The sequence below is a fragment of the Pseudomonas sp. FP453 genome (assembly GCF_030687495.1).
Taxonomy (GTDB): domain Bacteria; phylum Pseudomonadota; class Gammaproteobacteria; order Pseudomonadales; family Pseudomonadaceae; genus Aquipseudomonas.
This window is the reverse complement of the sequence record NZ_CP117435.1, coordinates 2,573,673-2,596,928: the sequence shown is the minus strand read 5'-3', so window position 1 is coordinate 2,596,928 and position 23,256 is coordinate 2,573,673. Positions and strand designations below refer to the sequence as shown.

The window sequence follows — 23,256 nt, the reverse complement described above, 5'->3', positions numbered from 1 at the left end:
CCCGCCCTGCGCTTTAAGGCCCTGCCCCCATGGTTTTGCGTTTTCGTCCCGTTGTCACTTCACGTTTCGCCCTCGGCCTGCTGCTGAGCGGCAGTATTGGCAGCAGCTTTGCGGCTGAGCTGGAACTGCCGGCGGTGAACGTCCAAGGCCAGGATGAGTCCGGCCTGCGTAGCCAAACTGCGTCGGTGGGTGGCTTCGACGAAGCGCCGCTGTTGGACACCCCGGCCTCGATCACCGTGCTCAATGCCGCGCTGATCAAGGACCAGCAAGCGCGCCTGCTCAGCGAACTGCTGCGCAACGATGCCTCGGTGGGCGACAGCTACGCACCCATCGGCTACTACGAAAACTTCGTGGTGCGCGGGTTCTCGCTGAATGCGGCGAGCAGCTACAAGATCAACGGGCGCACCATCACCGGCGAGCAGAACGTCGCCCTGGAAAACAAGCAGCAGGTGGAAGTGCTCAAGGGCCTCGCCGGTTTGCAGAGCGGGATTTCCGAGCCCAGCGGCGTGATCAACTACGTGACCAAGCGCCCGGAAGATGTGCGCTCGGTGACGGTGGCCACCGATGATCGCGGCAGCGGTTATATCGCCACCGACGTCGGCGGCTGGTTTGGCAGCGAAAAACAGTTCGGCCTGCGCGCCAACGTCGCCCATGAAGATTTGAACTCCTACGTCGAACACGCCAATGGTCAGCGCGATTTCCTGTCCCTGGCCTTCGACTGGAACATCAGCCCCGACGCCGTGCTGCAACTGGACGCCGAATACCAGGACAAGCAACAGCGCTCGGTGCCGGGTTATCAGTTGCTGGGCGGCACCGAGGTGCCCCACGGCGCTTCGCCGAAGAAGCTGCTGGGGCACCAGAGTGGGTCGAAGCAGGTGAGCATTGATTCGCTGAACCTCAACGGCAAGTTTGAGTACCGTTTCAGTGATCAGTGGAAAGGCAGCGTGAGTGCGGCGCGCAGCAAGGTGGTGATTGACGATTACAGTTCGTTTGCCTGGGGCTGCTATGGCTCCTCCAGTTGCACAGCGAAAGTGCCGAACTACTTCAGCCCCGAAGGCGACTACGACGTCTACGACTACCGTAGCCCTGACGACACCCGCCGCGATGACGAAGTGCAGGCGGCGATGACCGGCCTGTTCGACACCGCGGGCCTGGGCCATGAGCTGACCTTCGGCACCAGCGCCTTCCGCCGGGTGATCGACAAGCGCAAGTCGGTCAACGAGTACATCGGCACCACCAATATCGACGTTGATGCACCCACCTTCCCGCCCACCGACAAACCCTTGAACGACAGCCACCGCAACCTGGACAGTCGCCAATATGGCCTGTTCGTCACCGACCGCATCCGCTTCAACGAGCAGTGGCAAACCATTCTCGGTGGCCGTGAAGTGCGCCTGGATGAAAAAGCGTTCGACGGAATCACTGGCAACCAGACACGCCACACCCAGCAATACGTGTTCCTGCCCCAGGCGTCGTTGATCTACAAACCGGTGGAAAACATCTCGCTGTACACCAGCTACAGCAAAGGCCTGTCCCTGGGTGGCACCGCGCCGTGGTTCGCGACCAATGCAGACGACACCCTCGCCCCTACGACCTCCCGCCAGATTGAAGCCGGGGTGAAATACGACTGGCGCCGCATCAGCTTTGCCGCCGCCGTGTTCCAGACCCGCCAGGCGTACCAATACGCCAAGCCGGACGACGCGGGTGATTTCACCTTCGTGCAACAAGGCGAGCAAAAGAACACCGGCCTGGAACTGTCAGCCAACGGCTGGGCCACCGAGCGCTTGCAGATCGCAACCAGTGTCGCCGCCATTCGCGCACGCGTAACCGGCAGCGGCACCCCGGAGTACGAAGGCCACCAGGCGATCAACGTGCCCAAGCTGCGCGCCAGCGTGTATGCAGACTATGCGTTGCCGTGGGTCAACGGCCTGGCGGTGCTGGGCGGTGTGCAATACAGCGCGAAGAAATCGGCCAATCGCGACGGCACCGTTGAGGTTGGGGATTACGCGGTGGTGAATGTGGGCAGCCGCTACACGACCAAGGTGGACGGTTATGAAACGGTGTTTCGCCTGAGCGTCGACAACCTGTTCGACAAGCGCTACTGGCGCGACGCGGGCGAGTACATGGGCGATGACTATCTGTTCCAGGGCGCGCCGCTGACGGCGCGCCTGAGTGCCTCGGTCAATTTCTAAATCTTCGACATTTCATACGGGCTTGTGGCGTTAGTCATCTGAAACAACTCGGCAAACAGTAACAAGCGCTGCCATGCAGCGCACTTGCCAACTGAAATACGCTTCAAGCCCGCCACAAAGAAACAAGCCAAAACACTTCCCCCCTCGCCCCACTTTTTACCATCGTTATACTCAAAACCGCTCTTGAGACCACTTCCCAATCCAACAACTCGACAACAACACGGGAGTAACGATGATCAGACAACATTGGCCCACCACTCACCCTGCGCAACTCTATCGCCCCGGGCACTACGGGAATACATTCAATACAAATACCCCACCCGGCAAAAAAGACACCCCTATTAACAACCAGATATCCAATAACACAAAACAACCCAGGCATCTGGATCGAATAGATACATCACTGGCCAAGGCCGCGGCAGCCGGAATTGATATATCAAAAACAAATCTTCCTGCTGGAATCGCCATACATCCCGACCTGATGTATTCATTTATATTCAACTCCGACACCAATACATGGAGCATTGGCGGCAAGAATGTCAGTTATCTAACACCATTCAACGTGGGCGCTGCAATTCCAGACTCTCAACCGCCCTTAACATTTTTTTCGTTGACACAGGATAACTGGGTACCCCATGTCAGCCTGCCGACGAAGGCTGCCCATGACGACGTTATCATCTTCAGCTCATCGGCCAGCAAGAGTGTGACAATCACAAGCAAGGACCTGAATCCGGTAACACCGCAGGTTGTGGGGAAAAACGAAAAACTGGTTTTCCGCTATTCTGCTCCCGAGCGTCGCTGGAAAGCCGAGCACGTCGAAAACAAAACCAAGCAGCCAGTACCGCCTCAGAAGGACGTGGTCCAGCCGCCCTTCATACCCGACCGCAAGGATGTACAACGAATAGCACCCAACGGTCCCAAGACTGTCGTTGCACTGACTGATACCAACACGCCAGCGCACCTTCAGTTGCCCAAGCATGCAAATAATCGTGATCGTATTACCGTAACGTCAAGCGCCAGGACGCCAGTATCCATCGACGCCGACAACATCAATAACCCGGGGGCAATGAAGCTGGCAGCGGGAGAGACCTATGACTTCATGTATTTCGACAAGACTAAAAAGTGGGAAATACTCAGTGCCCCGCACACCTACCATTCAGCCGCCCGATTGAATAACGGCAACGTGCCCGACCTGACCACGCCTAAAACATTTATAGACATAAATTCAAAGGACTGGCAAAGCACAATCAATCTTCCAAGCGGTGCAAAAAATGGCAGCAGAATAATCATCCAGTCCAAGTCGGAACTTGCCGGCACCATCAACTACGGCACGGCCAAGGAAACGCTAAAGCCCGGCGAGACGATTTCATTTAAAGTCAACGAGCAGGGTCAGTGGGCCAGGGAAACCGTAACAATCGAACTGTTACTACTTTACAGTGACAAGGCGCGCAAACGATTGGGCGGTGAAGGTATGCACACTCGGCTGACTGAAGGGCTAAAACTGACCAATGAAGCACTTGAAAACTCGGGCGCCAACTTCAGATTCCGCAGTACGGCGATGAAAGAGATACCGGCCAAGTCACACTGGCAATACCTGAAAGACCCCATCAATGATCTGCGATCTGACCAGACGGTTAAATCCATGCGGGATAACTTAAAGGCTGACGGAATATATTACGAAGGCACGGAAATCGGCGGCGGCCTGGGCCATGTCGGGCCCATTAACGATTTCACCCTGTCGGTAGGCTCCATCAACGCACCTACGACGGTGATGCGCCATGAACTGGGGCATAACATGGGTGTGCAACATGGCGGGGAAAGCCGCTCGTACAATCAAGGCTACTCGAAATTCCGGACCGTGATGGGCGGCAACGACATACCCTTTTACTCGACCCCCCATCGATACACGCGTGACGGTCAACCGCTGGGCATAGACAACGAAATTGATGCCGTCCGCACGATGAACCAACTCTCCGCTCGGGTTGCGGGTTTGCGCTGAATACCGGCCGCTTGCCATCACTTCGATCTGAATCAGCGCCATTTCGCTAGCGGACGCATGCGGGGTCGCAACTTACCTAACCGGTAAAACCAGGACCCCGCCGCCTTCCGGTAAAACGCTTACTTCGGCATCTTGCGGAAACCCACCGCCAAGCGGTTCCAGCTGTTGATGGTGGCGATGGCCACGCTCAGGTCGATCTGCTCCTTGGCGCTGAATTGCTCGGCCAGGGCGTTGAAGTCTTCGTCCGGGGCGTGGGTGTGGCTGATCAGGGTCAGGCTTTCAGCCCAGGCCAGTGCCGCACGTTCACGCGGGGTGAAGAACGGCGTTTCGCGCCAGGCCGACACGGTGTAAAGGCGGCGCTCGGTTTCACCGCCCTTGCGGGCATCGGCGGTGTGCATGTCGAGGCAGAAGGCGCAGCCGTTGATCTGCGACACACGCAGGCGCACCAACTCCAGCAGCGGCAGCTCGATGGACAGTTTGCCGACGGCGGTTTCCAGGGCCATCATGGCTTTCATGGCGTCTGGGGAGGCAGTGTAGAAATCGGTACGGGTTTGCATGGTGGAACTCCAGAACGGTGGGGATTGGTGGCTAGATTAGTCACCGCACCGCTCGGGAGGAATATCCAATTCAGGCTAAGAACAGGTGACCAATCGCGTTACAGGCCGCGCTTGCGCAACCACTGCAAAAAGCCCTTCTTCACCGGCACCACCGGCGCTTCCTGAGTCAACACCTGCGCCGCATGCAGGCGGAAATCCAGCAGCGCCTTCATCGCCTCGCCAATGTCATGCCGCGCGTCCAGGCACGGCTTGAGGTATTCCTTTTCAATGCGGTACAGGGTGCAAAAGGTCTTCGCCGAAAAGTCCGCCAGCGCCGCCTTGTCGGAGAGGATGCCCGCCTCGCCAATCACCTCGCCCGGCCCCATGCGCCCGGCTTCGAACGTGTGGCCGTCCTTGATCAGCATCACCGAGACCACGCCGGTCTCGACGATAAACAAATGATCGCTGACCTCCCCCGCCGGCAGGATCATCTCGCCGCTGCGGTAGGTGTGCAGGGTCATGTTCTGGCTGAAGGTGTCTTTTTCTTCCTGGCGCAGGGTGGAGAAAATCGGCGAGCGTTCCAGCAAGGCGCGGGCGGCGGACATCGCCGATGGCGTGCTGCCTTCGGTGGCCGACAGCAGGCTCACCCCCGCCGCTTGCAGGTGGCGGAAGGCCAAATCGTACAGCTGGTTGCGCACTTCGCGCTTGAGGGCCATGGCCGGGACAAAACCGCTGATCTCGTATTCCACGCCACCACTGGCACTGGTCTTGAACGCGACACTGGGCGCCGGTGTGACCAGCAGCGGCCGGCACCCTTGCATCGCCCGCTCCAGCGCCTCGATGACGATCTGCGGGCGCGCATGGGGGCTGACTTGCAAGCTGACCGCCAGGCCGAACATATCCGCCGGGCGCGAAAAGTTGATGATCTTGGCCTTGGCCGCCAGGGAGTTGGGAATCACCGCCATGCTGCCCTGGGAGGTTTGCAGGCGAGTGGCCCGCCAGTCGATATCGGTGACGCGGCCTTCGGTGCCGTCGATGGAAATCCAGTCATCCAGCTGGTACGGCTTGGTGGTATTGAGCACGATCCCCGAGAACACATCGCTCAAGGTGCTTTGCAACGCCAGGCCGACAATGATCGCCACCGCGCCCGACGTGGCCAGCACGCCCTTGACCGGCAGATCGAGCACGTAGGCCAGGGCGGCGATGATCGCAATCAGGAAAATCACCGCGCCAAGCAAATCCTGCAACAACCGCCCGGTGTGCCCGACCCGCTGCATCATCACCGCACCGAGCAACACCGTCAGCGTACGCGCCGCGAACAGCCACCAGCCAATCTGCAAGGCCGTGGCGGCCAGGTGCAAGGCGGTGTTGTCGGCATACGGCGCGACTTGCATGGGGTTCATGCCATCGTTGAACAGCACGGCGCTGAACACCGCGAAGATCAACAGGCGCGCGGCGAGCTTCCAGTTGGCGAGGTTGACGGAGATCAGGCGCCAGACGGCGATGTCGATGAAGATCAGCGCCAGGGCGCAGAACATCGGGTGATCGGAGATAAATGACGGCATCCAGGCGGCTCCAGGGCGAATGCGCTGAAGATCGCATGAAATGGCAACGCTGGAAAACGAAATGTGGGAGCTGGCTTGCCTGCGATGCGGGCACCTCGGTGTGTCAGTGACACCGGGGTGATGCTATCGCAGGCAAGCCAGCTCCCACAGGGGTTTGGCGGGGGGTGGTTAATCGTGCATCTGGCCAAACCTGCCCGAGTGGAAGTCCTCGAACGCCTGGTGGATTTCCTGCTCGGTGTTCATCACAAACGGCCCGTGCCCCACGATCGGTTCATCGATCGGCTCACCGCTGAGCAACAGCACCTTGGCATCGTCGTTGGCCTCCAGGCTGATCTGGCTGCCATCACGTTCGAACAACACCAGCTGGCCTTGGCGTGCGACTTCCTCGCCGTTGACCAGCACCGTGCCACGCAGGATCACCAGCGCGCTGTTGCGCCCGGCGTGCAGGTCCAGGGTCACGGGTTTGCCGGCGTTGAGGCGCAGGTCCCACACGTCGATTGGCGTAAAGGTCCGCGCCGGGCCCTGGGTGCCAGCGAATTCACCGGCGATCAGGCGCAGTTGCCCGGCAGCGTTGGCCAACGGCAGCACGGGGATATCGCCGTCAACGATGGTCTGGTAACCGGCATCGGCCATTTTGTCCGCTGCCGGCAGGTTGACCCACAGTTGCACCATCTCCAGCGCACCGCCTTTGCGGGCGAAGGCTTCGGAGTGGAATTCTTCGTGGATGATGCCCCGGGCAGCGGTCATCCATTGCACGTCGCCGGGGCCGATGATGCCGCCGGCGCCGGTGGAGTCGCGGTGTTCGACCTCGCCGTCGTAGACGATGGTCACGGTTTCAAACCCACGATGGGGATGTTGGCCTACGCCGCGACGCTCGTCGGTGGGGGTGAAATCAGCCGGGCCGGCGTGGTCCAGCAGCAAAAATGGGCTGATGTGTTTGCCCAGGTTGTCGTAGGAAAACAGTGTGCGCACCGGGAAACCGTCGCCGACCCAATGGCCGCGTGGACTGGTGTAGATGCCGATGAGTTTTTTCATGATGTTCCTCCAAAGTGGATACACCTTAAATCCGATAACAATAATGCGCTAGACGGCAAAAATGACCTTGATCGTTCTACTGATGGAACGACATACCGGCACCTCACGACAAATCCGCGTTAATGATAATGACTCGTAGTAATATCCGCCCTCTCCCGCTCAACCCACCGAGGGCTGCAATGCCGTTTGCCGCAGCAACTGTCGCACCGCGCGTGCTGGTGGTGGATGACCACCGCAAGATCCGCGAACCGCTGGCCACCTATCTGCGCCGCCACACCTTCGAGGTGCGCACCGCCGAAGACGCGGCCGGCATGTGGCAATTGCTCAAGCGCCAGGCGTTCGATGTGGTGGTGCTCGACGTGTTGCTGCCGGATGGCGATGGCTTTGAGTTGTGCAACCAGTTGCACCGGCGCAGCAATACCCCGGTGATCCTGCTGACCGCCCGCGACAGCGCCGCCGACCGCATTCGCGGCCTCGACCTGGGGGCCGACGATTACGTCACCAAGCCCTTCGAACCGCGTGAACTGGTGGCGCGCATCAACAGTGTGTTGCGCCGCCAGGGCCGCAACGCCGGGCCAGTCGCCTCCACGAGTGGCGCGCGCGCGTACCAGTTCGCCGGCTGGCATTTCAGCGCGGCCAGTGCCACGTTGACGCGCGCAGACACTCCGGCGATTCAACTCAGCACCGCCGAAAGCCGCCTGCTGCAAGTGTTCCTCGACCACCCCAACCGCCTGTTGCCCCGCGAACGCCTGATCGACCTGACCGCCGCCGCCGACAGCGACGTCAGCGACCGCGCCATCGACCGCCAGGTCAGCCGCCTGCGGCGCAAGCTGGCCCAGGGCGACGCCACGCCGGACCTGCTGCGCACCATCTGGGGCGGCGGCTACCTGCTGGCGGCCGAGGTCAGTGAGTGCACGCCCTGAGCCGGCTGTGGCCGCGCACCCTGGCGCGGCAACTGAGCCTGTTGTTGCTGCTGGCGTTGCTCGCGTCCAACGCCATCGCGATGCTGTTTTTGCAACGCACCGGCAGCCTGATCCACCCGCTGTCCCGCAGTTTCAGCCTCGAGCGCCTGGGGATTGCGCACCACACGGCCATCGACCTGCCGCCGACTGAAACCGCACATCTGCTGGAAGCGATGAGCACGGGCGACACCCGTTTCTGGATCGGCTCCACGCCGGAAGTCCCACCGTTTGAGCTGCGGCCGGAAGAACAACGCCTGGCCAACGAACTGCGCAGCCAACTGCAATTGGACAGCGCCGCACGCATCGGCATGCAGCTGGAACGCAGCAGCGGCGCCAACGCCCGCACCCACGTGTTCAGCCCCGCCGGCTGGGCTCCGTTGCGCCTGCGCAGCAGTATCCCGTTGCCCAACGGTAACTATCTGAACGCCGTGCAATATCCGGCCGGCGCCTATGAATGGGGCCGCGTATTGGCCTACAGCCTGCCTGTCACCACCCTGCCGGTGCTGCTGATCGTGATGTTTTTTATCGCCCGCGTGGTGCGCCCGGTGAAAACCCTGGCCCAAGCCACCGAGCGCGTGAGCCGCGGTGAATGGATCGCCCCGCTGGCGGAAACCGGCGCACAGGAAGCCCGCGACCTCACCGCCGCCTTCAACATTATGCAAGCCAACCTCGCGCGGCATGTCGAAGGCCGCACGCGGATGCTCGCCGCCGTCAGCCATGACCTGAACACACCGATCACCGAGTTGCGCCTGCAAGTGGAACTGCTGGAGCCCGGCGAGACCCGCGACGATATGCTGGAAAGCCTCGCCGAACTGAGCGCGATGGTGCGCGAAACCCTGAATTTCGTGCGCGATGATGCGGTGCAGGAAGCCACCGCCACCCTGTCCCTGAGCGGCCTGCTGGATGACCTGGCCAAGCGTTATCAGCGCCTGCAACAGCCCGTCACCTGGCACGGCGCGCCGCCGCTGATGCTGACCTGTCGCCCCTTGGCGCTGAAACGCGCGCTGACCAACCTGATCGATAACGCCCTGCACCATGCCGGCGACGCCAGCCTGGGCCTGCGCCGCGAAGACGACGGCTGGCTGCGGATCGAGATCCTCGACCACGGCCCCGGCTTGCCCGAGGACTGGTTGAGCAAAGTCTTCGAGCCCTTTGTGCAACGCGGCGTCAGCGACGGTGGCGTGGGGCTGGGCCTGGCGATTGCACGCTCGTGCATCCAGGCCCATGGCGGCGAGTTGCTGCTGGAGAATCGCCCGCCCGCCGGCCTGTGCGCAGTGGTGCGCTTGCCCGCCGCGCTTTAGAAGTTCAGCGTGGCGCCCATCCACAGCGTGCGGCCGTAGTTCACCGTGCCGTAGGTTTCATCGTCGAGGCGCTTGTCGGTGAGGTTGTTGAGGGACGCGTTGAGGGTCAGCGAGTCGGTCACGTCGAACGAACCGCCAAGGTCCGCCGTGGTGTAGCCCGGCGCCGGCTTGTCGGTGGTAATGGTGTTGCCGGTTTCTTCGCCGTAGTAACTCAGCGAGGCCCAGGCCTGAGTGCGGTCGTTGATGCTCCATTCCGTGCGCACATTGGCTTTTTGCTCGGGGGTGAGGGCCAGCGGTGCGCCTTTGTTGGCGCCGCTTTTCTGCTCGGAATCGGTGTAGGTGTAGTTGGCCTTGAGCAGCACGCGGTCGCTGATGTCCCATTGGCCGTTGAGCTCGACGCCCTGGATGATCGCCTTGTCGACGTTGACCCGCTCCATCACGGTGTAGCCATTCCACATACGCTCGGTGGTGACGGTGGAGAGCTTGTCCTGGAAGTCGTTGTAGAACAGCGTCACGCCGCCCGAGAGGTTGTCGCGGTTGCTCCACAGCGCCGAGATTTCGTAGTTGGTGCTGGTCTCGGGCTTGAGGTCGGGGTTGCCGAACATCACGAAACGATTGCGCCGCAGGTAGGCGTAATCGGCGACCACCGCGCGCAGCTCCGGCGCCTTGAAGCCACGGGCGATGCCGCCTTTGAACGTCCACTGCTCGCTGGCGCGCCACACGCCGTAGACCCGCGGGCTGATGTGGGCGCCGTACTCTTCGTGCTCATCCAGGCGCAGGCCGGTGGTGAGGGCGAAGGTGTCGGTGACCGACCATTCGTTCTCGGCGAACAGGGCTTTTTGCGCGACGGAGAAGGTGTAGTCGATACGGTCGCCGAGGCCCTGGTTCCAGTCGGTCAGCTCGCTTTTGTTCCATTGCAGGCCGACGGTGCTGACGTTATGCGCGGTGGGCACCACCAGCTTGGCGTCGAACACGGTGTTCTTGATCTCGGGCTTGCGTCCGTAGATATCGGTTTGTGCCGGGGTGGCCTTGCCTTCGCGGCTGGAGGTTTCCTGGGACAGCGCGACGTCCGACGTGGCCCAACCCCAGCGCCCCTGGTGGGACAGCGACCAGTGATCGCGGTTGTTCTCCTGTTCGCGGGTGGCCCAGTTGGCGCTGGTGCCGTCGCCGTTTTTCAGGCGGGTGGCGCCGGCTTCCAGGAGGATGTCGTGGTCGATGCTCGGCGTGAAGGCCAGGCGCGCGGTGAGGTCGCGGTGGTCGGCGTTGCTGAAGCCATTGGTTTGCTCGATGTCGTCGTCGGCCTGGCGGTCGAGGTAACGGCCCCACACCTGCAAGCCGAGGAAATCCTCTTTTAGCGGGCCGCTGAGGTAGAACTGGGTCTGGCGCGCATTGCCTTGGTCGCTGTGCTGGCGCGCGGAATAGTCATAGCCGATGGAACCGCCCCAGGTTGGCGAGACCTTGCGGGTGATCACGTTGATCACCCCGCCGATGGCATCCGAGCCGTACAGCGACGACATCGGCCCGCGCACCACTTCAATCCGCTCGATGGCGGCGGCCGGCGGTACAAAACTCTGCTCGTAGCCGCTGTTGCCGTTGACCCGCGATTCACGCGCGCTCTGCCGTTTGCCGTCGACCATGATCAAGGTGTAGTCGGCCGGCATGCCACGGATGGAGATGTCGGTTTCATTGGCGCCGCCGTTGACCGTCACCCCTTCCACATCACGCACCGCGTCGCCCAAGTCGCGGTAGGACTTGCGGCGCAGCGCTTCACCATCGATCACCGTGACCGACGCCGGCGCGTCTTCCACGCTTTGGGCAAAGCCGGCAGCGGTGACCACCACATCGTTGAGTTGCAGGGCAACGGGCTCGTCGGCATAGGCGTTGAAGCTACCGGCGACCAGCAGCGCCAGGGGGGTGAAGCGAAAAGCAGGAAGCATGGAGGGGGACCTTAGGAGTGGACTCAAAAGAGAATCGTAATCATCCAGGCCCGGATAACTTGGACAAAGTGTGACATCTCCATAAGCGCCCCCGCCCACCTCAAAGTCAGATGGAGATCAAAATGTGGGGGCTGGCTTGCCTGCGATAGCGGTGTATCAGCTAGCCCATCCATGGCAGACAGACCGCCATCGCAGGCAAGCCAGCTCCCACATTTGATCGAGGATGTTTCCAGATGAGTGGGCGGCATCAAGAAAGAAGAGACTGGCTTATTTTTTATTTCGATCATAATATTCAACAAAATATTACCGACGTAATTTTCTGTAATACCCCCGGAGCCCGCCATGCACCCTTCTCCCCTGCGCCTTCTCACGCCCCTGGCCCTGTTGATCATCCTCAGCGGCTGCAACAGCCAGGCCGACACCGCCGCCCAAGTCCCCCAACCACGCCCGGTACTCGCCGCCAAGGTCGAAGCCGCCAGCACCCAGCAAAACGCCTACACCGGCGTGGTCGCGGCGCGCACGGAAAGTGACCTGGGCTTCCGCGTCAGTGGCAAAGTCATCGAACGCAAGGTCGATCCCGGCCAGCACGTCTCCCGTGGCGACACCCTGCTGGTGCTGGACATCGGCGACTTCGAACTGGCCCTGCGCTCGGCGAAAAACCGCGTCAACGCCGCCCAGGCCCAACTGCGCCAACGCCGTGACGACGAAAACCGCTACCAGCGCCTGGCCAGCACCGGCGCGGTGTCGCGGCAGATCTTCGACCAGTCGGCGACCAACCTGCGCGTCGCCGAAGCCGAACTGGCCGCCGCGCAATCCGATGCCAGCCAGATCGAGAACCGCCGCACCTACTCCGTGCTCAAGGCCGACGGCGACGGCATCATCACCGACGTGCGGGTGGAACGCGGCCAAGTGGTCGCCGAAGGCCAAGTCGTCGCCCGCCTGGCCCATGACGGCGCCCGCGAAGCCATCGTCAACCTGCCGGAAAACAGCCGCGACCAAGCCTCGCAACGCGCCCTGGCCTTTCCCTTTGGCGCACCGGATCAAGCGGTAACCGCCACCCTGCGCGAACTGTCCGCCAGCGCCGACCCCACCACCCGCACCTACCGTGCCCGCTACGTGTTGCATGGCGCCGTCGAGCGCTTCGCCCTCGGTTCGACCATCACCGTGCGCCTGCAAGGCAACGGCCAGGCCCAACACACCCGCGTACCCATCGGCGCCTTGCAGGATGCGGGGCAAGGCACCGGCGTGTGGCTGATCGGCGCGGACGATCGCGTCAGCTTCGCCCCGGTCAACGTCGTCAGCCTCGGCCAGGAAGACGCCCTGCTCGACAGCGGCGTGGCCCCCGGCCAACTCATCGTCGCCCTTGGCGCCCACCTGCTGCACAACGGGGATGCGGTGCGCCTGCTGTCCGCCCAGGCACTGGCCCTCAACCGCAAGCAGGACCACTGAACATGCGCGGTATCAATCTCTCTGAACTGGCAGTCAAACACCGCGCGGTCACGCTGTTCCTGATCCTGGCGATCCTCGCCGCCGGGGTCTTCTCGTCGGCAAGCTGGGCCGCGCCGAAGACCCGTCGTTTACCGTCAAGGTCATGACCATCACCGCCGCCTGGCCCGGGCGCCACCGCCCAGGAAATGCAGGAACAGGTGGCCGACCGCCTGGAAAAACGCCTGCAGGAACTGGACGACTACGACCGCGTCGAGACCATCGCCCAACCGGGCTTCGTGTCGATGCGCATGACCTTCAAGGAGTCCACGCGCCCCGGCGAGATCCAGGACCTGTTCTACCAGACCCGCAAAAAACTCAGCGATGAAGCCGCGAAGCTGCCCAAAGGCGTGATTGGCCCGTTCTTCAACGATGAATATTCCGACGTGTACTTCGCCTTGTACGCACTGGAAGCCGAGCACTTGCCCCACCGGCAACAGGTGCAGATGGCCGAAGAACTGCGCCAGGGCTTGCTCAATCTGCCGGGGGTGAAGAAGGTCAATATCCTCGGCGAGCAAGCGCAGCGGGTGTTTGTCGAGTTTTCCTACGAACGCCTGGCGACACTGGGTATCAAGCCGGAGCAGATTTTTTCCGCACTGGCCGCGCAAAACGCCGTGGCGCCGTCGGGTTTTGTCGAGACGGCCGGCGCCCGCGCCTATATCCGCATCGACGGCGCTTTTGACAGCCTGGCCTTGATCGAAAACGTGCCGCTGGAAGTCAACGGTCGCGTCCTGCGCATCGCCGACGTGGCCACCGTCAGCCGAGGCTATGAAGACCCGCCCAGCTACCGCATCCGCCACCAGGGCGACCCGGCGCTGATGCTTGGCGTGATCATGGAAAAGCACTGGAACGGCCTGGACCTGGACAACAGCCTCAAGGCCGAGGAAGCCAGAATCCACGCCGACCTGCCCTTGGGCGTGAACTTCGCCAAGGTCGCCGACCAGGCGAAAAACATCCGCCTGGCGGTCAACGAGTTCATGTTGAAGTTCTTCGTCGCCCTGGCGGTGGTCATGCTGATCAGCCTGTTGGCCCTGGGCTTTCGCGTCGGGTTGGTGGTGGCGGCGGCCGTGCCGCTGACCCTGTCGATCGTGTTTGTGATCATGCTGCTCACCGGTCGCGAGTTCGATCGCATCACCCTCGGTGCACTGATCATTTCCTTGGGCTTGCTGGTGGACGACGCGATCATCGCCATCGAGATGATGGTGGTAAAACTGGAAGAAGGCTTTGACCGGATTCACGCCGCCACCTTCGCCTGGAGTTCCACCGCGGCGCCGATGTTGACCGGTACGCTGGTGACCATCATCGGTTTTCTGCCGGTGGGGTTTGCGCGCTCTGGAGCAGGGGAATATGCCGGCAATATCTTCTGGATCGTCGGTTTCGCGCTGATTTCATCTTGGCTGGTGGCGGTAGTTTTCACCCCGTATCTCGGCGTGAAACTGCTGCCGCAGATCAAACCGGTGCCCGGCGGGCACGAGGCAATTTACGCCGGGCGTTATTACCAGAAGCTACGCGGCGTGGTCGAAGCCTGCGTGCGTCGGCGCTGGCTGGTGACCGGTTTGGTGGTGACGGCGTTTGTGCTGTGCGGGTTGGGCATGGGGCTGGTGAAGAAGCAGTTCTTCCCCAACTCCGACCGTTCAGAACTGATTCTTGAGGTGTATATGCCACCCGGCAGTGCGTTCAAGAGCACCGAAATGGTCGCCGCCCAGCTGGAAAAGGCCCTGCTGCAAGAACCGCAAACCACCCTGGTGGACACCTACGTGGGCGGCGGCGCGCCAAGGTTTTTCCTGTCGTTGAACCCGGAATTGCCTGACCCGGCATTCGCCAAGTTGATCGTGCAAACGCCAGATTCCCACGCCCGCGACGCCTTACAGCTACGCATGCGCGAGCGCATTGCCGCAGGCGAATTCCCGGCCGCCCGTGTGCGCGTGACGCAGTTGCTGTTCGGCCCGCCGGTGCCATTCCCGGTGGTTTTTCGCGTTTCCGGGCCCAACGTGGAGGTGCTGCGCGGCGTCGCTGAAGACGTGCGCAAGGTCGTCGCCGCGAACCCGCTGACCAAGGACGCCTTCCTCGACTGGGGCGAGCGCACCAGTGGCTACCGCCTGGTGCTCGATCAAGACCGCCTGCGCCTGCTGGGCTTCACGCCGAACGAGGTCAAATCCCAGCTCAACGCCCTGCTCAGCGGCAACCCGATCACCGAAGTGCGCGAAGGCAACCGCACCGTGTCGGTGGTCGCCCGCGCCCAGGGCAGCCAGCGCGAAAACCTCGGCAACCTCAACAACATGACCCTGACCAACAGCACCGGCACGGCGGTACCGCTGGCCCAGGTCGGCCACTTCCAGGCGGTCATGGAGGAGCCGATCCTCAAGCGCCGCAACCGCGCGGCCACCGTGGAAGTGCGCGCCGACATCATCGACGGCCTACAGCCGCCCGATGTGGAAATGGCCGTGTACAAGGACCTGCAACCCCTGCTCGCAACGCTGCCCGCCGGCTACCGCATCGACATCGGCGGCCCGGTTGAAGAAAGCGCCAAGGCCAACGTCGCCCTGGCGGCGCTGTTCCCGATCATGATCCTGCTGACCCTCACGGTGATCATGTTCCAGGTGCGCTCGTTTGGCGTGACGTTCATGGTCTTCGCCACCGCGCCGCTGGGCTTGATTGGCGCGGTGCCGACCTTGCTGCTGTTCAACCAGCCGTTCGGTTTCAACGCGATCCTGGGGCTGATCGGAATTGGCGGGATCCTGATGCGCAACACGCTGATCTTCACCGACCAGATCCGCCAGAACCAGGAACACGGCATGGCCATCCGCGAGGCGATTGTGGAAGCCACGGTACGGCGCGCGCGCCCGGTCATCCTCACCGCGTTGGCGGCAGCGCTGGCGTTTATCCCGCTGACGTTGTCGGTGTTCTGGTCGTCCCTGGCCTATGTGCTGATTGGCGGGGTGCTGGTGGGCACGCTGTTGACGCTGCTGTTCCTGCCGGCGCTGTGCAGCCTGGTGCTGGGGCGAGAGAAGACACGAGTTGTCGAAACGTCCCACCCAAGCGCCGGATAAGCTCTACTCCCCCACCCTGAAAACCTCTGCAAAGTCCCTCGCCTGATTTCACAGTGCGAGGGATTGCAAATGGATTTTCATGTTGTAGGGACACTGTCGTGAACCCGGCCATTGGCAGGCTGGCCCTGACCCCAATGGACGCGAAGACGGTCGATGCCGAAGGTGTCTTCCGCGATTTTCGCGAATGCCTGAACAGCTTTGACGACTGGGCGCAACGCTTCTGGAGCGTTGCGAAGCTGGATGTCGAGCAGGTGTTCAAAGTCGGCGATGAAGTGGCGCTGGTTGCGCCGATCAATCGCTCGATCATACACAGCAGCACCGTGTTCACATGTCCGGCCAATGGCACGTTGACGCTGGTGCACATGTTTCAGAGCACGCGTTTCGTGCCCATCGGCAACACGCCGGTGGTGCTGCAACGCGTTGATCCCAATGGCGGCCCGCTGGGCGAGCCCATTCACAAGACCATCGGCCCGACCGGCATCCTCGAAATCACCGAGTGTGATCGCAACCAGCTGTACCGGATCAATTTCTACCCCAACGTTTCCCAAGATCACGTCAAGGCGCTGTACGCGTCCTACCAATCGGTGATCGCCGAACTGGAAGTTCGCCTACGCGAAGCGTGGACGAATACCTTCCAGGACCAGTGGAAAACCTACACCGACGCCAGCCCGCTGGAGCGTCGCCGGATGGAGGAAAGGGCGTTTCTGGTTGGCATGGGTAAGACGCTCTACAACCTGTGGGACAACATCCCACTGCTGTATGAGCTGCTAGCTGATATCAAGCCCAACAGCGAAAAGCTGTTGCAGTACCTCTCCCAAACCGAACTCGACGATCTGCTGGCACTGGGCAAAGACACCCTGGCCAACGGTTTGCTGGTGCTCAGTGATGAGCCGCTGTTGTTCATCTATGTGTCGGCGGTGGTCAGCTGGATGCGCATGCTGCCACCGCAGGAAGTCAGCGAGCTGATGGGGGAAATCACCAGCGAGGTGTTGATTGCCTTGCTGCTGATCAGGGTAGGCGCCGCGATGGGAGTTGCGTTGCAACTAGGGGCGCATGTGTTGCGCGCTATGAAGTCCGAGCGCGCACGGCAGGGGTTGGCGTTGTTGGCCAAGCAACTGGCGGGGCCGAAGCTGGACGCGCATGTCGAAGCATCGAAGCCGTTGTTGCTGGGTGGACCGGCGACGGCGATCAAGACGATCCCGGATGTACCGTTGAAGGCTGGGGATCAGTTGGTTGCGAACCCGGTGCCGATGGTGCGGGATAAGGCCACGCAGCGGACGGTATTGGTTCGCCAGGACGCGGTCGATGACGTGCCCGCTTCGGGTAGGAATGCCAACGGCGATGCGGCGGTTTCTGCGGACAAGACCCTTACCAATGGCTGCCCAGTGTCGATGGTCACCGGGGAGGAATTGCTCACTCTCACTGACGGCGTGCTCGACGGGATTTTGCCGCTTGAGTGGACGCGGTTGTATCGCACCAGTGCGGTGGAGGTGGAGTGTGGGCTGGGGTTTGGCTGGAGCCATTCGCTGGCCCACAGGCTTTGTGTATCGGGCGATTCGGTGGTGTGGACGGATCATGAAAATCGGGCTACCACCCTGCCCTTGCCGACGGTTGCTCGGCCGGCGATCACCAATAGCTTGGCCGAAGCGGCCATTTATCTAGGTACTTTGCCTGACGAGTTGGTGCTGGCGCAGGCGTCGCGTTTCTACCATTTCCGGGATGGTTTGCTGACAGCCATCAGCGATGCGTATGACAACCGGCTGCGCATTTCCCGGGATGTGTTGGGGCGTATCGAACGGCTGGATAACGGTGCCGGACGTTCGCTGTTTTTGCGCTATTCGCACGACCGTATCGTGGCAGTGGATTACCAGATTCAGCGGGCAGAGGGGTCTGATCCCTACGTCTGGGTGACCGAGTACAGCATTGTGTCCTACGCCTATGACGACCTTGGACGGTTGGTTTCGGCGACCAATGCTGTCGGTGAAAGCGAGACTTATCGCTACAACGAGCAGCATGTGATTCTTGAGCGTGGCTTGGCTGGTGGGGCGAGTTTCTATTGGGAGTGGGAAAGGTCTGGCAAGGCCGCGCGCTGTGTCCGGCATTGGGCGAGCTTTGCGCAGATGGACACGCGTTATGCCTGGGGGGACGACGGGCGCGTCACGGTGTTTAACGCCGATGGCAGCCAGGAAGTCTACGTCCACGATCAGCGGGCGCGGTTGGTGCAGCGGGTTGATCCCGATGGCGCGACGCATTTCAAATCCTACGACGACAAGGGCCGATTGACGGTCGAGCAAGACCCGCTGGGGGCGGTTACGGCGTATCAGTACGACGAAGCCGGACGCTTGGTGGCGCTGTTTCCAGGGGATGACGAGCCGACGTCCTACGAGCATGACAACGGTTTCGTACGGGTTGTGCGGCGTGGTGAGGCGGTCTGGAAGTACGAGCGCAATGATCAGGGCGATGTCACGCGCAGGACTGATCCAGACGGCAATGTCACGGACTACAGCTACAACAGATACGGGCAACTGACGGGAGTTTGGTACCCGGATCACAGTTGCCATCGGCTCGTGTGGAATGAACGTGGGCAGTTGGTGGAGGAACAGTTGCCCAATGGCGGCGTCAAGTGCTATCGCTATGACGATGTTGGGCGGCAGGTTGCCCGTGAGGATGAACACGGTGCGTTGACCCAGTACCAGTGGGACAGCGTGGGTCGGTTGATTCGTGTGGTTTTGCCAGACGATTCAACACGGGAATATAGCTACAACCCGTACGGAAAAATCACCGCTGAATGCGATGAACTGGGCCACGTCACCCGCTACGAATACGTCGATGGCCTACACCTCATCAGTCGCCGCATTAATGCTGACGGCACCCAGGTCAGATACCGCTACGACAACGTGCGCTTATTGCTGACCGAGATCGAAAACGAAGTCGGCGAAACCTATGCATTGCAGTACCACCCCAACGGCCTGATCCAGCAGGAAACCGGCTTCGACGGCCAGCGCACGGCCTACGTCTACGACCTCAATGGCAACCTGCAGGAAAGAACCGAACACGGCGACGATGGCAGTCAGCTCGTCACCCACTACGAGCGCGACTTCGCCGGCCGCCTCGTACGAAAAACCCTGCCCGACGGCGGAGTTGTGGGTTACACCTACGACCGCCAAGGCAACCTCCTCGGCGTCGACGACGGCCACTGGTCATTGGCCTACGAATACGACCGACAAAACCGCCTCACCGCCGAACACCAAGGCTGGGGCACCTTGCGTTACGGCTACGACGCCTGCGGCCAGGTGCAACACCTGCGCCTGCCCGACAACAACCGCATCACCTTCAACCACGGCAAAGGTGGCCACCTCGCCACCGTCGAACTCAACGGCGAAACCCTCACCTCGCACCTGTTCAAAGCCGGCCAGGAACACCAACGCCAACAAGGCCAACTGCTCAGCCACTACCACTACGACGACCAGCACCGGCTGCACGCCCACAGCGTCACCCAACAGCAAAACCACCTGTACCGTCGCCAATACGACTACGACCAGGCCGGCACCCTGAGCCGCATCCTCGACACCCGCAAAGGCGAACACCACTACAGCTACGACCCGCTAAATCGCCTGACCCGCGCCGACCATTCCCAGGATCACCAAGAGCGTTTTTCCCACGACCCGGCAGGCAACCTGCTGATGCAAAACCGCCCAGGCCCGGACATCGTCGCGGGTAATCGGCTGATGATCCAGGGGGATCGGTACTACGACTATGACGCGTTCGGCAACCTGATCCGAGAGCGTCGGGGCAAGGGCCATCAACTCGTTATTGAATACCGCTACGACTGCCAACATCGGTTGGTCAGCGTCACCACACCCAGCGGGCAAACCGCCAGCTACCGCTACGACCCCTTCGGTCGACGCATCAGCAAAACCGTTGACGGCCTGACGACCGAATTCTTCTGGCAAGGCGAAAAACTGATCGCCGAACACCACGCAGAGCGCCATCGCAGCTACCTCTACGAACCCGACAGCTTCCGCCCACTGGCCCTGCTGGAAGGCTTCGGCCCCAACGCCACCCAGCCCTACCACTACCAACTGGACCACCTCGGTACGCCCCAGGAACTGACAACTCCCGAAGGCAAAATCGCCTGGTCCGCCCACTACCGCGCCTACGGCGAAATCACCCGCCTCGACGTCGGAACAATCGACAACCCGCTGCGTTTCCAAGGCCAATACTTCGACGCGGAAAGCGGGCTGCATTACAACCGGCATCGCTACTACAATCCGGATATTGGTCGCTACCTGACGCCGGATCCGGTGAAGTTGGCGGGGGGGATCAATGGGTATCGGTATGTGCCTAATCCTACGGGGTGGGTTGATCCGTTAGGGTTGAACACTTGTCCTAGTGGCGACGGTTGCAAACCGAGTACAACCGTTCGCCCCTCTGCGGAAAGCGTTAATCTCGGCGAACCTACGACTCCTCAGCTGTCACGTGCGGAGCGACAGGCGAAAATTGATGAGCTCGCAGAATCAAACGCTCATCGACGTTTATTGGAACTTGAGGAATCAATCCCTGGAGCACACTTCGTAGAAAAGCACGGTGCCCAAACGTCGTTAGAATCACAACTTGAACGAGTACAGACAGCTAAAAATCCCACTACTGGGGAAATTGAGATCTTCGATAGAGGAAGGAGAGCGGGACAACCAAGGCTTCCCAGTGCCGCTACACACTTCCTCAGCCACCGAGACCAATTAAATACAATTGATCGCGCTATTTTAATTTTCAAACTGAATGGTCGAGCAGAAATTCAGAAACCGATGAACATGGGAAAAGTCGTCGGTGAAGGATATAAAAGAGATGGGTTAGAATATGGAAAGCAAACTAAAGCGACCGTACATTTAAATCAAGACGGAAAGCCAATCACTGCGTATACGGAGTTCTGAAAATGAAAAAGGGTCCAAACCTAGAAATACTCAAAGGCCTGCTATTTACCTACAGCATAGAGAACACCGAGGATCGAGAGCGAGAAGAAATAATAGTCTCGAAAGACGTCAACAACGAAACTGAGCTTTCAGAACTTTTTGATACGTTAACTAAGCCAGATTTTCTCTCATACCGAAGAGATGAGCAAGAGTGGTTCATAGACACCCTCCAACACTATCTGTCTACGGACGAAAACTTTGAGTCCGTATTTTATTTACTCGACACATATTTCGAACAAGAAATAAACAACAAAAGGGAATTTATGAAAGTGCTACTCAACTGCCTAAAAAGCTACAGCACGTAACCGTTAGAGAGCTCTATATTCGCTTCTAGCAAGCAGGTCCCTACACCGACCTCAACCAACCAACCTGCACCGAACTCACCCGATTCCGCCCCCCACTCTTCGCTTCATACAACGCCAAATCCGCATCATTCAACCAACTGGTGGAATCCACATGCCCCAGTTGGTACGGCGCCAACCCAATACTCAAGCTCGCACGCAAGGTCGGGTCCTGCGCATAGGCCAGGGCATTGAAGCGATCCCGCAACGCGTCCATCACTTCCGTGGCGCGGTTGAGGGGCATGTCTGGCAGGATCACGCAAAATTCATCCCCGCCGTAGCGCCCGGCCAGGTCGGTGGCGCGCAGGTTCTGCCGTAGGACTTTGCTCAGCCGGCGTAGGACGATGTCGCCGGTGACGTGGCCATAGGTGTCGTTGATCGTCTTGAAGTGGTCGATATCGATCAGGGCGATGGCCGCGCCGGTCTGGCCACGGCGGCAGCGTTGGAATTCGAGTTCCAGTTGGTCTTTCCAGGCGCCGTGGTTGAGCAGGCCGGACAGGCTGTCGGTGCGGCTCAGGGCCAGCAGTTCGCGTTTATGCGAGGCCAGGGTGACCGCCTGGCGGTAGCAGATCCAGCCGAGGGCCAGGGGGTACACCATCAGGATCGGCAAGCAGGCGTAGAGTTGCGCCTGGGTGGTCACGCCAACAAACGCCGGAGTAAATACCAGCAGCGCAGTGCCGATGCCCAGGCCCTGGGCGAGCCAACCGGTGAGCATGAAGCGCAGCCCGCCGATGGCGACGTTGTTCATGGTCATCATCGACAGGGTGGTCACGCCGGGCAGCGGGTTGAAGTGCATGGCGCCGACCCAGAAGCCGCCGCAGAAGGAGTCGATCAGCAAGTTGCGCCGCTCGCTGCGCAGTGCGTGCTCGGAGCGGCGCGAGATCAGGAAGGCCATGTGCGGCCAGATGAAGGCGTTGGTCAGCATCAGCGCCCACACCCAGGGGTGCGGGTCCAGCGGGTACATCGCAAACGCCACGCACACAAAGCCGAGTGTCAGCCCCAGGGTGCGGGATTTGTACATGCGCGAAGCAAGCGGAAGTCCCTTTCCTCCGACGGCTGCCATGGTGGGGTGCGATCCTGAGGGTGTGCTCGGAGTCTATCAGGGCAACGGCAAATCGCCACTACCGCTCATAAGCTCAGTGCCCTCAGTAGGAAAAGCCCCGCGCCAGCATCAAGGCAACCCCCAGCAGCAGCACCGCCGTGACCCGTTGCAGCAGCACGCGCCGCGCGGGGTTTTCCAGGACATGCTTGATGCGCTGGCCGAAATAGCAGTACAGGCAGCCGCTGGCGAACTGCAACACCAGGAAGGTCAGGCCCAGGATGGCGATGTCCGACGCCGAGTTGTGCTCCCCTCCCCCGGCAAACTGTGGGAACACGGCGCTGAACATGATGATCGCCTTGGGGTTGGAAAACCCCGTCAGCAAGCCCTTGCTGAACAGGCTGCGCGCGCCCTCCACGGCGCCGGCCTTGTCGAGCGGCACGCCGCTGCTGGTCCACTGCTTGTAGGCCAGGTAAAGGATGTAGGCCACGCCCACCAGCTGAATACCTTGGGTAATCGCGATATTGCCCTTGATCAACTCCGAAAAACCCACGGCAAAGATCAGGATGGAAATCAGGTACGACACACTGGCGCCGATCTGGGCGGGGATCGATCGGCGCAGGCCGTCTTTCAGGCCCAGGCTCAACAGCAGCATGGTCATGGGGCCGGGGCTGAAGGTCAGGGTCGCGCAAAACAGTAGGAAGTAGAGAAACGAAGAGAGCGTCAATGCGCTGGTCATGGCCGTGGACCTTGAAGGAGAAGGCTCGCAGTCTAGGCAAGTGGCCTTGCACGAGGCAGGTAAAGTGCGGCCTAATCCGCCCGAACTTCACCGGTAAAATCACCG

General features: G+C 60.9%; 12 protein-coding genes and 1 pseudogene. 7 read left to right on the top strand and 6 right to left on the bottom strand.

The features are described from left to right. The first annotated feature begins 29 nt into the window (after positions 1-29). A complete protein-coding gene (locus tag PSH87_RS11650) occupies positions 30-2,192 on the top strand; it encodes a TonB-dependent siderophore receptor (protein WP_305433730.1) in 2,163 nt (720 codons plus the stop codon). A 232-nt stretch (positions 2,193-2,424) separates the two neighbouring features. Further along, positions 2,425-4,191 carry a hypothetical protein gene (locus tag PSH87_RS11645; RefSeq protein ID WP_305433729.1) on the top strand — a complete coding sequence of 589 codons (1,767 nt, stop codon included), beginning with the start codon at positions 2,425-2,427 and terminating at the stop codon, positions 4,189-4,191. 119 nt (positions 4,192-4,310) lie between these two features. Here PSH87_RS11645 and PSH87_RS11640 read toward each other — a convergent pair whose 3' ends face one another. The 3 genes from PSH87_RS11640 to PSH87_RS11630 form a co-directional block, all read right to left on the bottom strand. Beyond that, complete coding sequence (locus PSH87_RS11640) at positions 4,311-4,748, bottom strand: carboxymuconolactone decarboxylase family protein (RefSeq protein ID WP_017737301.1); 438 nt, start codon at positions 4,746-4,748, stop codon at positions 4,311-4,313. A 98-nt stretch (positions 4,749-4,846) separates the two neighbouring features. Continuing rightward, complete coding sequence (locus PSH87_RS11635; RefSeq protein WP_124530083.1) at positions 4,847-6,292, bottom strand: mechanosensitive ion channel domain-containing protein; 1,446 nt, start codon at positions 6,290-6,292, stop codon at positions 4,847-4,849. 168 nt (positions 6,293-6,460) lie between these two features. Next, positions 6,461-7,327 (bottom strand): pirin family protein, encoded by an 867-nt coding sequence (locus PSH87_RS11630; protein WP_305433723.1) that lies wholly within the window; start codon positions 7,325-7,327, stop codon positions 6,461-6,463. Positions 7,328-7,506: 179 nt separating this feature from the next. Here PSH87_RS11630 and PSH87_RS11625 point away from each other — a divergent pair, with 179 nt between their 5' ends. Both PSH87_RS11625 and PSH87_RS11620 read left to right on the top strand, forming a co-directional pair. Continuing rightward, entirely contained in the window at positions 7,507-8,250 is a 744-nt protein-coding gene (locus PSH87_RS11625) for a response regulator (protein WP_305433722.1), read from the top strand. Positions 8,251-8,270: 20 nt separating this feature from the next. Further along, positions 8,271-9,590, top strand: a complete 1,320-nt coding sequence (locus PSH87_RS11620) for an ATP-binding protein (protein ID WP_305434301.1) — start codon at positions 8,271-8,273, stop codon at positions 9,588-9,590. Here the strand turns inward: PSH87_RS11620 and PSH87_RS11615 are convergent. After that, a complete protein-coding gene (locus tag PSH87_RS11615; RefSeq protein ID WP_305433721.1) occupies positions 9,587-11,527 on the bottom strand; it encodes a TonB-dependent receptor domain-containing protein in 1,941 nt (646 codons plus the stop codon). The genes PSH87_RS11620 and PSH87_RS11615 overlap by 4 nt on opposite strands. A gap of 342 nt (positions 11,528-11,869) precedes the next feature. Here PSH87_RS11615 and PSH87_RS11610 point away from each other — a divergent pair, with 342 nt between their 5' ends. The 3 genes and pseudogenes from PSH87_RS11610 (at position 11,870) to PSH87_RS11600 (ending at position 20,993) form a co-directional block, all read left to right on the top strand. Then, positions 11,870-12,976, top strand: coding sequence for an efflux RND transporter periplasmic adaptor subunit (locus PSH87_RS11610; protein ID WP_305433719.1), 1,107 nt, complete (start codon positions 11,870-11,872; stop codon positions 12,974-12,976). A gap of 2 nt (positions 12,977-12,978) precedes the next feature. Then, positions 12,979-16,062: pseudogene (locus PSH87_RS11605) on the top strand (efflux RND transporter permease subunit). Between the two features lie 134 nt (positions 16,063-16,196). Next, positions 16,197-20,993, top strand: coding sequence for an RHS repeat-associated core domain-containing protein (locus PSH87_RS11600; RefSeq protein ID WP_305434299.1), 4,797 nt, complete (start codon positions 16,197-16,199; stop codon positions 20,991-20,993). Between the two features lie 384 nt (positions 20,994-21,377). Here PSH87_RS11600 and PSH87_RS11590 read toward each other — a convergent pair whose 3' ends face one another. Then, positions 21,378-22,436, bottom strand: a complete 1,059-nt coding sequence (locus PSH87_RS11590) for a diguanylate cyclase (protein ID WP_305433715.1) — start codon at positions 22,434-22,436, stop codon at positions 21,378-21,380. Positions 22,437-22,518: 82 nt separating this feature from the next. Next, entirely contained in the window at positions 22,519-23,151 is a 633-nt protein-coding gene (locus PSH87_RS11585) for a LysE family translocator (protein ID WP_305433713.1), read from the bottom strand. Positions 23,152-23,256 lie beyond the last annotated feature (105 nt).

Excerpts from the sequence above, each read along its gene's own strand:
- PSH87_RS11590 (WP_305433715.1), bottom strand. The coding sequence starts at position 22,436 with ATGGCAGCCGTCGGAGGAAAGGGACTTCCGCTTGCTTCGCGCATGTAC.
- PSH87_RS11640 (WP_017737301.1), bottom strand. The coding sequence starts at position 4,748 with ATGCAAACCCGTACCGATTTCTACACTGCCTCCCCAGACGCCATGAAA.
- PSH87_RS11600 (WP_305434299.1), top strand. The coding sequence starts at position 16,197 with ATGGACGCGAAGACGGTCGATGCCGAAGGTGTCTTCCGCGATTTTCGC.
- PSH87_RS11615 (WP_305433721.1), bottom strand. The coding sequence starts at position 11,527 with ATGCTTCCTGCTTTTCGCTTCACCCCCCTGGCGCTGCTGGTCGCCGGT.
- PSH87_RS11610 (WP_305433719.1), top strand. The coding sequence starts at position 11,870 with ATGCACCCTTCTCCCCTGCGCCTTCTCACGCCCCTGGCCCTGTTGATC.
- PSH87_RS11635 (WP_124530083.1), bottom strand. The coding sequence starts at position 6,292 with ATGCCGTCATTTATCTCCGATCACCCGATGTTCTGCGCCCTGGCGCTG.
- PSH87_RS11645 (WP_305433729.1), top strand. The coding sequence starts at position 2,425 with ATGATCAGACAACATTGGCCCACCACTCACCCTGCGCAACTCTATCGC.
- PSH87_RS11650 (WP_305433730.1), top strand. The coding sequence starts at position 30 with ATGGTTTTGCGTTTTCGTCCCGTTGTCACTTCACGTTTCGCCCTCGGC.
- PSH87_RS11630 (WP_305433723.1), bottom strand. The coding sequence starts at position 7,327 with ATGAAAAAACTCATCGGCATCTACACCAGTCCACGCGGCCATTGGGTC.
- PSH87_RS11585 (WP_305433713.1), bottom strand. The coding sequence starts at position 23,151 with ATGACCAGCGCATTGACGCTCTCTTCGTTTCTCTACTTCCTACTGTTT.
- PSH87_RS11625 (WP_305433722.1), top strand. The coding sequence starts at position 7,507 with ATGCCGTTTGCCGCAGCAACTGTCGCACCGCGCGTGCTGGTGGTGGAT.